The organism is Actinoplanes italicus, from assembly GCF_003001815.1.
Classification (GTDB): domain Bacteria; phylum Actinomycetota; class Actinomycetes; order Mycobacteriales; family Micromonosporaceae; genus Actinoplanes; species Actinoplanes italicus.
Map to the genome: position 1 here is coordinate 166,015 of NZ_PVMZ01000015.1, position 12,023 is coordinate 178,037.

Genomic DNA, 12,023 nt, shown 5'->3' on the forward strand with positions numbered 1-12,023 from the left:
CGGGCCTCGGGCCTCGGGCCTCGGACGTCGGCCCCAGGCGTCGGGCCTTGGGCGTCGGACCTCGGGCCTCGGGCGTCGGGCCTTGGGCGTCGGACCTCGGGCCTCGGGCGTCGGGCGTCCGGTCTCCGCCGACAACGTGACCGACCGCGCGGCAGGAGCTGCCTTTGGGAATCGTGAACAGCCGCGCTCCGATGTAGCTACCCGCGGAGCATCTCGTCGGGGGCCCCGGCCCGCTGGCGCGGGAAGGAACAGGATGCCTTCGGACACCGGAACAGGCGAAATGCCGCCAGAAGCCGGAACAGGGAAGATGCCATCAGGCGGCGAACCGGGTAGCGGGACACCAAGTGACCGAACCGGCCTATCGCCACTCGGCGGCGGTACAGGCGGCCGGCCACCAAGCGACCGAACAGGGAAAGCGCCACCCGACAGGAAAGCAGGCGAACCACCACCAGACGGCGGACCGGGTGGCTGCCCACCAAGCGACCGCACAGAGACAGCGCCACCCGACGGCGGAACCTGCGGCGCACCGCAGAGCGGCGGAGCGGTCGCCTTGACTCTGGGCGTTGAGCCTGGTGGGGCGGGAGGCCTCTGCGACCCTCCGGTGGCAGAACTTTCCGGGCCTGCAGTGGCAGAACTTTGCGAGCCCGCAGAGGCAGGACTCTGCGAGCCCGCGGAGGCAGAACTTCCCGAACCCGCAGAGGCAGGACTCTGCGAGCCCGCAGAGGCAGAACCTCCCGAACCCGCGGAGACAGGAATCTGCGGGCCTGCGGAGGCAGGGCTCTGCGCCACGCTGCACTCACCCTGCCGAATGCGGCGGAGCTTCTCGGCGTGGCGGCGCCGCAGACCCCACTCGCGATGCCGGTCATGCTCACGACGGAATTCGTCACGTTCGGCGGAGTAATTGCGTGAAGCAGTCCGGTCCCGCATAGCCGCGACCTCTGCTCTGCTGAATAACGAAGCCTGCCCCATGCAAGAATTCTTCCGCATCATAAATCCGAAGTGTAAGAACTTGATCATGCCAAGATCGGATGACGCCTAGGGTCACGGTGACGGTGCGCAGGGAGCGGCCGGGGCACGCCATACGAAACGGCGAACGCGGCGGCTTACAATCGAGGCACGATGATTCGTAACTGATGATCCTCAGCCACCGGACGTGGCAGAGAGATTTAGACCACGATTCTTGAAGCAGATGAAAGCTTGACACCTCAGGCCGAGAAGCCGGTTCAGATCAAGGTGCCCGCCGGACAGAAGCCAGCCATCGCGAATGGGGCGCTGAATCACCGCTGCCGATGGTCTCAATCACATGATAATGCTGATTCCCCGGCGCTTTCCTCAGACAGAGTCGGCTCCGCCGATGGCCACATCCGCATGAGCAGAGCCGTCCGACCGCTCTCGGGCATCCCACCTCTTCGGCCGGACCGGAGAAGCTGGATCGCCGATGGAAACCCGGGCGCATGGCCGGGCCCACCAGAGCCGCACGGGATTCCGGAACACCCTGATGTACGGCCGGCACCAGCCGTACCGGAGAAGCCGCAACGGAGGCCGGAAGTCCTCCTGACGAACGGCCGGGGCACCATCGCACCGCGGAATCCGAGCCTCGAACCTGCCTGGCGTACGGCCGAAGAAACGTCGACCACACCGCGGAAGCCGGGCAGAAACGCGTGCGGCGGGAGCGCCAGCCGTACGGGTGAAAGCAGGTCTGTGGTACGGCCGGCAGGCGCGGCGGCGGGTCAGATGGCTCGGTCTCGGCCTGACCAGTACGGGTCTCGGAGGTGGCGTTTGTAGAGCTTGCCGTTCGGGTCGCGGGGCAGGGCCTCGACGTAGTCGACGGTTCGGGGGAGTTTGAAGCGGGCCAGCCTGCCGGTCAGGAACGCGAGCAGCTCGGTCGTCAAAGCCGGGCCGGGGGTCACTCCGGTGGCGGGCTGGACGACGGCCTTGATCTCCTCGCCCCACTCGTCGTGGGGGATGCCGAAGACCGCGGCGTCGGCCACCGCGGGGTGCACGGTCAGCTCGTTCTCGATCTCGGCGGGGTAGACGTTCACGCCGCCGGTGATGATGACGTCGCTTGCCCGGTCACACAGGTAGAGGTAGCCGTCGTCGTCGAGGTAGCCGATGTCGCCGACGGTGAACATTCTGTCCCGCCAGGAGGCCCGGGTCTTCTCCGCGTCGCCGTGGTACTCGAAGGTGGCGTCGCCCATCTGCAGGTAGACCGTGCCGGGTTCGCCGGGTGGGCGGTCCTTGCCGTCGTCGTCGAGTACCCGGACGCGCGAGCCGGGCCAGGCGCGGCCGACCGAGCCGGGGCGCTGCAACCAGTCGGCGGCGGTGATCAGGGTGCCGCCGCCCTCGGAGGCCGCGTAGTACTCGATGACGACGGGGCCGAACCAGTCGAGCATCTGGCGTTTGACCGGCTGCGGGCACGGGGCGGCGCCGTGAATCATGGCGCGCATCGACGAGACGTCGACCTGGGTGCGGTACGACGCGGGCAGCGCGAGCAGGCGGCGGAACTGGGTGGGGACCATGTGGCTGTGGGTGGCTCGGTGGCGTTCGGTCAGGCGCAGGAAGTCGGCGGCGTCCCAGTGGTCCATCACGACGACCGTGTGCCCGAACTGGATCGAGATGACGGCGAAGTTCATCACGGCCGTGTGGTAGAGCGGTGAGCAGCACAGATGCACGTGGTCGTCGAACGGGCGCAGGCCGAACAGCCCGAAGAACCAGAGTGACACGGGCGGCACCTGGTCGGGGTCGAGGCCGAGCAGGGGGCGTCGCACTCCCTTGGGGCGGCCGGACGTTCCCGACGTATAGACCATGAGTGCGCCGACCGTACGATCGGATGGTCTTCCTGATCCGCCGGAGCCGAGAGCCGCCAGCGGCCCGAACCCGGGGATCTCTCCGGCCGCGAAGCGGCTTGTGGCCGGGAGGCCCGCCTCGTCGGCCGCGGAGCGGGCCGCGTCGGCGAACCGTTCGTGGGCGATGAACGCGGCCGCGCCGCTGTCACGCAGGATGTAGCCGAGTTCGGCGGCGGTGAGATGCCAGTTCATCGGGACCACGTGGAGTCCGATCTGGATCGCCGCGAAGTAGGCGGCCAGGATGTCGGCGCCGTTCGGCAGCAGCAGGGCGATGGTGTCGCCGGCGCCCAGGCCGGCGGCGCGCAGCCCGCGCCCGATCCGGTCGGACTCGGCGGCCAGCTCGCCGTAGGTGAGGGTGCGCCCACCCGGTTCGACGATGGCGGTGTGCTGCGGGTTCTCCGTCGCGATGGTCCACATCCCGATGCCGGTCATGCGGCGACTCTATAACTCGTTCCATCGATGTAAAAGCCATCATGGCAGCGTTCTTGCCGGGCAAAGTTGGAACGTGTTTCACTCGTGTGCGTGGATACCCTGTCGGCGCCGCTGACCATCGCCTTCGACTACACGCGCTCGCTCGGGCCGGTACTCGGCCGGTTCATGGCGGGATTGCGGGAGCGCCGGGTGCTGGGCGGGCGGACGTCGGACGGGCGGGTGCACGTGCCGCCGCTGGAGTACGACCCGGTCACCCACGCACCGGTCACCGAGCTCGTCGAGGTCTCCCCCACCGGCACCGTGGTGTCCTGGGCGTGGCGGGAGGACCCGCTCGAGGGGCAGCCGCTCGACCGGCCGTTCGCGTGGGCGCTGATCCGGCTCGACGGGGCGGACACTGCGATGCTGCACGCGGTCGACGCGGGATCAGAAGAAGACATCAACACCGGTTTGCGGGTACGGATCCGCTGGGCCGCCGAGCGGACGGGCCACATCCGTGACATCTCGTGCTTCGAACCGGCCACCGAAGACCCCGGCGGTGTCTCACCGCTGTCTCAAGCGGCCGCAGACAGCGGTGAGACACCGCCGGTTCTGATCATGACGACACCGATCCGGCTGCACTACCTACATACGACGTCGGCGGAGGAGGACCGCTACCTGCGGGCGCTCGCCGAGGGACGGATCATCGGGCAGCGCTGCCCGTCCTGCCGGAAGGTCTACGTGCCGCCGCGCGTCTGCCCGGCCTGCGGGGTGGCGCCGGACGAGATCCTCGACGTCGAGGACCGGGGCACGGTCACCACGTTCTGCGTGGTCAACGTGCCGTTCGCGGGGCAGCGGCTGACACCGCCGTACGTCGTCGCGCAGGTTCTCCTGGACGGCGCCGACATCCCGATCCCGCACCTCGTCCTGGGCGTTCCCGCCGATCAGGTGCGGATGGGGCTGCGCGTGGCGGCCGTGTGGCGTGACCGGGCCGCCTGGTCGACGACGCCGGAGAACATCGACCACTTCGAGCCGTCCGGGGAGCCGGACGCGCCCTACGAGTCGTACCGGGAGCACCTGTGAACGACGTCGCGATCATCGGGTTCGCCCGCTCGGACCGGTCGGTCACCACGAGCGGGGTGGAGACGCTGGTGCCGGTCTTCGAGCAGGCGCTGGCGCAGGCCGGGCTCGGGCGGCGTGAGGTGGACTTCTGGTGCTCGGGGTCGTCGGACTATCTGGCCGGGCGGGCGTTCTCGTTCGTGAGCGCCGTCGACGCGATCGGGGCGGTGCCGCCGATCAGTGAGTCGCACGTCGAGATGGACGCGGCGTGGGCGCTCTACGAGGCGTACCTCAAGATCCTCGCCGGTGAGGCAGAGACGGCCCTGGTGTACGGGTTCGGCAAGGGCACCGCAGGCGATTCGGAGCGGGTACTCGCGCTGCAGCTCGACCCGTACACGGTGGCGCCGTTGTGGCCGGACGCCACGAGTGTGGCGACGTTGCAGGCGCGGCTCGCGTTCGAGGCGGGGCTGATCAGCGAGCAGGACATGGCCCAGATGGCGGCCGCGCCGGTCGCGGACGGCGCCTCGGCTGTGGTCCTGGCGGCGCGGGACCGGGTACGCGGACGGCCCGCTGCCTGGATCTCCGGCATCGCGCACCGCGTCGACCCGCAGGGACTCGGCGAACGGGATCTCACCACCGTGCCGTCGGCGGTCGCGGCCGCGCGTGACGCGGGACTGGACGCCCCGGTGGACGTGGCCGCGCTGCACGCCCCGTTCACGCATCAGGAGGTGCTGCTGCGGGACGTCGTACGAGCGGGGGTTTATCTGCCCTTCGATTCGAACGCCATGTTCTCGGCCGGGTTGTCGCGGATCGGAGCGGCGGCCGGGGAGGTGATGTCCGGCCGCTCGCTGACCGCGGCCGGGCACGCCACCAGCGGCCCCGCGCTGCAACAGAACCTGATCTGCGCCCTGAGGGGGAAGCGATGAGACGGGCGGCCGTGCTCGGGACCGGGCAGACGGAACATCGGACCCGCCGCACCGACGTGTCGATGGCCGGGCTGTGCCGGGAGGCGATCGACCGGGCGCTCGCCGACTCCGGGACCGACTGGTCGCAGATCGACGCCGTGGTGCTCGGGAAGGCGCCGGACCTGTTCGAGGGCGTGATGATGCCCGAGCTGTTCCTGGCCGACGCGATCGGCGCCGCCGGGAAACCGCTGCTGCGCGTGCACACGGCCGGAAGTGTCGGTGGCGCGACCGCGATCGTGGCGACCACCCTGATCCGGTCCGGAGTGCACCGGCGGGTGCTGGCGGTGGCGTTCGAGAAGCAGTCGGAGTCGAACGCCATGTGGGCGCTGTCGATCCAGCCGCCGTTCAGCGCACCGATCACCGCGGGCGCCGGCGGATACTTCGCGCCGCACATCCGCTCGTACATCCGCAGGTTCGACGCGCCGCGTCACATCGGCGCGCTGGTCGCGGTGAAGGACCGGCGCAACGGGGCTCTGAACCCCTACGCGCACCTGCGGCAACCGGACATCACGCTGGAGTCGGTGCAGGCGTCGCCGATGCTGTGGGACCCGATCCGGTACGACGAGACGTGCCCCTCCTCGGACGGGGCCTGTGCCGTCGTCATCGGTGATCAGCAGGCCGCCGAGGCGTCGGAACGCCAGGTGGCGTGGATCCGGGCGACGGCCATGCGGACCGAGCCGACGTTCTACTCCGGCAAGGATCACGTCGATCCGCGGGCGGGAGCGGAGGCCGCCGCCGCTCTGTGGGCCGCGGCCGGCGTCAAGGACCCACTGGAGGAGATTGACGTCGCCGAGCTCTACGTGCCGTTCTCCTGGTTCGAGCCGATGTGGCTGGAGAACGTGGGCTTCGTCGGGCAGGGGCAGGGCTGGAAGCTGGTCGAGTCCGGCGAGACCGCGCTCGGCGGTGCTCTGCCGGTCAATCCGAGCGGCGGGGTCCTCTGTTCCAACCCGATCGGCGCGTCCGGTCTGCTGCGGTTCGCCGAAGCCGCGATGCAGGTGATGGGACGTGCGGGAGAGCACCAGGTGGCGGGCGCCTCTACGGCGCTCGGCCACGCGTACGGGGGCGGATCGCAGTTCTTCTCGATGTGGGTCGTCGGGAGAAACCCTTAACGGCATCCCACGGATGAATCCGGGGGATTTCCCAGCTCAGACAGCATCTGATTCATCGTCCCGGAAGGAGGCGATCCGATGTCTTACGTCGTCGGCACTGGCACGGTTGCGTTCGGCCGTGGCGAGGATCGTCCTCGCGGCGTTGAGGTCGCGGTCCGCGGTGAAGCCGCAGGCCGGGCGCTCGAAGATTCGTACGCCCAGTCCGAGGCGGCGATTGGTTCTCTCGTCGCACCAGGAGCAGGTCATGGTCGTGTAAGCGGGTGGTACCAGCACCACCATCCGGCCAGCCCGCTTGCCGCGGTCGACAAGTTCCCGTTTGCAGGCGCCGATCGCGGCGTCGGCGGCCTTACGCGCCATCGGCGTCCTGGCGAGAAACGTGGGCTTGAAGTCCTCCACGGCGATCAGGCCGTGGTGGTCGACCACATTCTTGGCCCATACACGGGCGTCGTGGGTGTTCTGCCGGGCGGCTTTCCTGGCGATGCGGGCGGCCTGCCGTTTCGCGGCCAGGTAACCGTTCGACGGGGTCTGCCCTCGGGGCCGGCGGCGGGCCATCCTGCGCTGGGCCTTGGCCAGTTCGGCGGCGCAGCGGCGGCGATGGCCCAGGTGCGGCAGGTCGAAGGCCGGGTTCGTGGTGGTCGCGGTCGTTGTCACGCCCCAGTCCACGCCGATGCCGGGCAGGTCCGGATCCGGTGCGGCGGCGGCGTCGCGGGTGACGACGAACGACGCGTACCAGTGGCCGAGATTGTCCTGGTGGACCCGCATGGACGTGGGATCCGAGGGAAGCTGACGAGACCAGACGATCGGGACGATGATGCCCTTGGGCAGCCGCAGGCGGCCGCCCTCGACGGCGAAGCCATTGGTGGTGAACTCCAAAGTCGGCAGCGCGGCCGTCTTGCGTTTGATCCGAGGCCGGCCCCGGCCCTTGACCGTGAACGAGGCGTTCAGGGCGACGCCGTAGGTACGCAGAGTCTGCTGCTGGGCGTTCTGCGAACCCTGCCGCAGCCACGCGAACCGGGCACGGGCCTCGGTCAGCATCCTCGACAGCCTGCCGAACGTCGGTTTCTGCCCCGATTTCTGCTGGTGGACGGCTTCGTTCCACAGCCAGCGGCAGCGGTTCCACTCGGCGAGCAGTGCGGCCTGCGCGATGCGGCCGGGCCGCAGGCGGTAGGTGAAGCGCACCGTCTCGACCACACCAGCCACTGCACAGACGACATCTTGACCCTTGCAAACCAGGCGAGACTCGATCCGGCGACAACATCACGTATCGCCTGCTGGAAACGTCTGATCGGACGCCCATCCACCCTGACGGCGATTGGGTCACCCTCTGACCTGCTTCGCATGAAATCCCATTCCTTCCCATAGCTGAAGCCAGGGAATCCACGGAGGTTTTCGATGAAACGTCGAACCCTGTTGCAGGCCGGTGCCGCCGCCGCGGTCGCACCGGCACTCAACGTCGCAGCCCTGCGGGGCCGGACCGCGCTCGTCATCGGCAGCGGGTTCGGCGGCGCGGTCGCGGCGTACCGCCTGGCGAAGGCCGGGATGACCGTGACGGTCCTGGAGCGCGGCCGGCGCTGGGACAACGACGGCTCCGGCACCACGTTCTGCACGATCGGCAATCCGGACTGGCGGTGCGCCTGGTTCGGTGACCGGCCGCCGCTCGGGCTGGACGTCAGCAAGACCATCACCCGAGGGGCGGGCCTCATCCAGAAACACGTCGGCGACGGCATCCAGGTGATGTGCGGGGCCGGGGTGGGCGGCGGATCCCTGGTCATCGGCATGTTCCTGCCACAGCCGCGGCGCGCCGACTGGGAGACGGTCTACCCGGCCGAGCTGTCCTGGACCGAGTTCGACAGCACCTACTGGCCTCGCGCACGGCAGAACCTGGGCGCCGCGACGATCCCTTCAGACATTCAGAACCATGCGTCGTACGTCGGCGCGCGTTCCTGGCTCCAGTACATCTCCGAGTTCGGCCGCACCCCGGTGCCCGTGCACTTCGGTGTGAACTGGGACGTCATCCGCGACGAGCTGGCGGGACGCGTACCGGCCTGTCACACGATCGGCGAGGGACCGTTCGGCAGCAACTCGGGCGCGAAGAACAGCGTCGACAAGAACTACCTGGCGTGGGCTGCTGCCACGGGCAACGTGACCGTGCTGCCGCTGCACGAGGTGACCGAGCTGCGGGAGGTGTCCGGGACACAGGTGCTGGAGGTCGCCTGCCGGCAGATCGACGAACGGGGCGCGGTGCTGTCCACCAAGGTTCTGTCCGCCGACTACGTGTTCCTGGCGGCCGGGTCGCTGAACACCACGTCGCTGCTGCTCACCTCACGGGCGCGGGGACGGCTGCCACGGCTGACCAGCACCGAGGTGGGCAAGGGCTGGGGCAACAACGGGGACTTCCTGATCGCCCGGCTCAACCTGCGCCGGACCGTGGGGAGCGCGCAGGGCGGGCCGGGGAACGTGCGGTTCTTCGACGACTCGAACCCGTACGCCAAAGCGGCTATGGCCTGGGAGGCGGCGCCGATCCCGTCGTGGCTCCCGAACACCACGGCGCACCTGATCACCACGCTGGAGCCGGAGCGTGGCGAGATCCGGTACGACGCGGCCACCGGGGCGGGGAAGGTCTACTGGCCGTACGCGGAGATGGCGACCTCCGGCGACAAGGCCGGCCGTGACCTGGCGACGAGGTTGTGGTGGGCGACGGAGGGCTCGAAGGGCTCGCTGCTGACCGGGCTGCCGTCGTACGACCGGAACACGGGCATGGGACTGGGGTCGCGTAACACGTACCACCCGCTGGGCGGCCTGGTGATGGGCAAGGCCACCGATTTCGCCGGAAAAGTCGCGGGATATCAGAATCTCTACTGTGTGGACGGTGCGCTGCTGCCCGGCTCGGCCTGCCTGGCCAACCCGGCCCTGACCATCACCGCGAACGCCGAGCGTTGCCTGGACATCTTCCTGGCCACACACGCCTGACCCATTCCTGCAACAAACCTGCAAATGGATTCCGTTGACTCGCAGATATGCCCGGTGGCAGATTTCGTGAAGGAATCAGTTCCCGATGGCAGTCCGCCGGACCATCCCCAACGCTGCATTCTGCCACGGTTTGCAATTGCGAACCGTGGTCGATGCAACGTGTCCGGCGGATTCATTCTGCGACAGGAGTAATCCCCCATGTCCCCCATCTCCCGGGGCCGCACGCTGCGCCGATCCATCGGTGCCGCCGGCCTGTCCGGCCTGGTGGCGGCCGGTCTGTTCGTGTCGATCGGCACGGCCGAGGCGGCGACGCTCTTCAGCGCGGACTTCGAATCCGGAAGCACCAGTGGCTGGTCGAAATCAGGCGGCACCTGGTCGGTCGTCAGCGACGGCACGCAGGCTCTGCAGCAGTCGGATACGGGCAGCGAACGTGCCCGCCAGTTCGCCGGCACCACCACCTGGACGAACTACTCGGTGCAGGCCCGCGTCAAGGCGACGTCCTTCGGATCGAGCGCCGGTGTGGTCGCGCTGACCGGGCGGGCCGCCGGATCCACGAAGATGTACCGGCTGTCGCTGACCGGCGCCAACAGGGTGCAGCTGGAGACCATGAACGGCAGCGCCGTCACGGTCCTCGGCAGCCTCAGCCAGACCATCTCGGCCGGCACGTACTACACGCTGAAGCTGTCGTTCAGCGGAACCACGATCAGCGGCTCGGTCAACGGGACCAGCGTCGGGTCGGTCAGCGACAGCACCATCACGGCCGGGCGGATCGGGCTGCTCACCGAGAACGCGGCCGGCCGTTTCGACGACATCGTGGTCGACGACGGCGGCGGCACCACACCGACGTCGCCCACCTCCTCCCCGTCGGCCTCGGTCTCGGTCTCGCCGTCGACACCGACCTCGCCCTCGGCCAGTCCGTCGACCTCCGTTCCGCCGGTCTCCGGCGCGCTCTACGTGGCGCCGGGTGGCACGGACAGCGCGGCCGGCACGATCACGGCGCCGACCACGCTGACCTCGGCGATCGGGCGGATCGCGGCGGGCGGGACGATCTATCTGCGGGGCGGGACCTACTCGTACTCGACGACGGTCACCATCCCGGCCGGCAACAACGGCTCCTCGGGTGCACTCAAGACGCTTGCGGCGTACAACGGTGAGAAGCCGGTCCTGAACTTCTCGGCGCAGGCCGAGGACCCGGCCAACCGCGGTCTCGCGGTCAACGGCAACTACTGGAGGGTGTACGGGGTCACGGTCGAACGGGCCGGCGACAACGGCATCTTCGTCGGTGGCAGCAACAACATCCTGGAGCGGACGATCACCCGCTACAACCGGGACACCGGCCTGCAGCTGTCCCGGATCCTGTCGACCACCCCGCAGTCGCAGTGGCCGGCGAACAACCTGGTGCTGAGCGCCGAGTCGCACGACAACGCCGACTCCGACGGTGAGGACGCCGACGGTTTCGCCGCCAAACTGACGGTCGGATCGGGCAACGTCTTCCGGTACGCGGTCGCGCACAACAACATCGACGACGGCTGGGACCTGTACACCAAGACCGACACCGGCCCGATCGGCGTGGTCACCATCGAGGACTCGCTCGCCTACGACAACGGCACGCTCAGCAACGGCGGTCAGGCCGGCAACGGCGACCGCAACGGCTTCAAACTGGGTGGCGAGGACATCGGGGTCAACCACATCGTGCGGCGGACCATCGCCTACAAGAACGGCAAGCACGGGTTCACGTACAACAGCAACCCGGGCTCGATGACCATCTCGAACAACCTGAGCATCGACAACGCCGAACGCAACTTCAACTTCGACGCCGGCAGCTCGGTGTTCCGGAACAACACGTCGTGCCGCAGCTCCAGCGGCACCAACGACCGGATCATCGGCAACTCGGACACCACCAACCAGTTCTGGTCCGGTACGAACGGTTCCCGCTGCGCCGGCTTCAGCGGCGCCCTGGGCTGGTCCTTCGCCTCCGACGGCCGTCTCGCGGTCACGCTCGGCGGGCGCGCGGTCAGCCTCTGACCCCAACTGAGAGGGCCGCCCGCCGCTATGCGGGCGGCCCTTTCGCTATGCGGGCGGCCCTTTCGCGAGGCGGGCGGCCCTTTCGCGAGGCGGGCGGCCGGGCGTCGGCCATCGCGGTTCAACCGGTCGCGCGGGCAGGCCACCCCTCCCGGTTGCGTGGTGACCTGCGGTGCACATATGGGCGCAGATCACCACACGCTGAGCGGCGACAACGAGCGTGGTAACCAGCGGCGCACCCACAGGCACAGATCACCACACACCCGGCCGCGCCAACCAGCGTGGTGACCAGCAGCGCACCCACAGGCACAGATCACCACACACCCGGCCGCGCCAACCAGCGTGGTGACCAGCAGCGCACCCACAGGCACCAATCACCACACACCCGGCCGCGCCAACCAGCGTGGTGACCAGCAGCGCACCCACGGGCACAGATCACCACACGGCTCGGCGGTGGCGCTGTGGGTGTCCGGGCATGCGGACCAGCGGCCGACGCGAGAGGTACGGCAGCGCGAGAAGCGTGACCGGCGCGACCAGTGCGGCTGGCATGGCCGGTCGTGGATGGGCAAAGACCACGATATTCATGGGCTGGACGATCATCTTGCCCGATTGGTGAACCCGGGCTGTGAGGTACGGCTGCTTCC

7 protein-coding genes are annotated in these 12,023 nt (G+C 69.0%); 5 read left to right on the plus strand and 2 right to left on the minus strand.

What is annotated here, in order from left to right; translation table 11 throughout:
* Positions 1–1,730: 1,730 nt before the first annotated feature.
* Positions 1,731–3,278: an acyl-CoA synthetase gene (locus CLV67_RS31900; RefSeq protein WP_106325031.1), complete on the minus strand. Its 1,548-nt coding sequence runs from the start codon at positions 3,276–3,278 to the stop codon at positions 1,731–1,733.
* Between the two features lie 90 nt (positions 3,279–3,368).
* Between CLV67_RS31900 and CLV67_RS31905 the strand changes: the two genes are divergently transcribed.
* From CLV67_RS31905 to CLV67_RS31915, 3 genes are read left to right on the plus strand one after another with little or no spacing between them, the layout of a single operon-like run.
* Positions 3,369–4,337: a Zn-ribbon domain-containing OB-fold protein gene (locus CLV67_RS31905; protein WP_239166993.1), complete on the plus strand. Its 969-nt coding sequence runs from the start codon at positions 3,369–3,371 to the stop codon at positions 4,335–4,337.
* Positions 4,334–5,239 (plus strand): lipid-transfer protein, encoded by a 906-nt coding sequence (locus CLV67_RS31910; RefSeq protein ID WP_106325033.1) that lies wholly within the window; start codon positions 4,334–4,336, stop codon positions 5,237–5,239. Before CLV67_RS31905 ends, CLV67_RS31910 begins: the two co-directional genes overlap by 4 nt.
* Positions 5,236–6,387 (plus strand): thiolase domain-containing protein, encoded by a 1,152-nt coding sequence (locus CLV67_RS31915; protein WP_106325035.1) that lies wholly within the window; start codon positions 5,236–5,238, stop codon positions 6,385–6,387. The genes CLV67_RS31910 and CLV67_RS31915 overlap by 4 nt, the downstream gene beginning before the upstream one ends.
* 36 nt (positions 6,388–6,423) lie before the next feature.
* Here the strand turns inward: CLV67_RS31915 and CLV67_RS31920 are convergent, their stop codons facing one another.
* Positions 6,424–7,587 carry an RNA-guided endonuclease InsQ/TnpB family protein gene (locus CLV67_RS31920; protein ID WP_106325037.1) on the minus strand — a complete coding sequence of 388 codons (1,164 nt, stop codon included), beginning with the start codon at positions 7,585–7,587 and terminating at the stop codon, positions 6,424–6,426.
* A 192-nt stretch (positions 7,588–7,779) separates the two neighbouring features.
* On the opposite strand from CLV67_RS31920, the gene CLV67_RS31925 reads away from it, so the two are divergent.
* On the plus strand, positions 7,780–9,357 hold the full coding sequence (locus tag CLV67_RS31925) for a GMC family oxidoreductase N-terminal domain-containing protein (RefSeq protein ID WP_106325039.1): 1,578 nt from the start codon (positions 7,780–7,782) through the stop codon (positions 9,355–9,357).
* Positions 9,358–9,555: 198 nt separating this feature from the next.
* Positions 9,556–11,382, plus strand: coding sequence for a right-handed parallel beta-helix repeat-containing protein (locus CLV67_RS31930; RefSeq protein WP_106325041.1), 1,827 nt, complete (start codon positions 9,556–9,558; stop codon positions 11,380–11,382).
* The last annotated feature ends 641 nt before the right edge of the window (positions 11,383–12,023 follow it).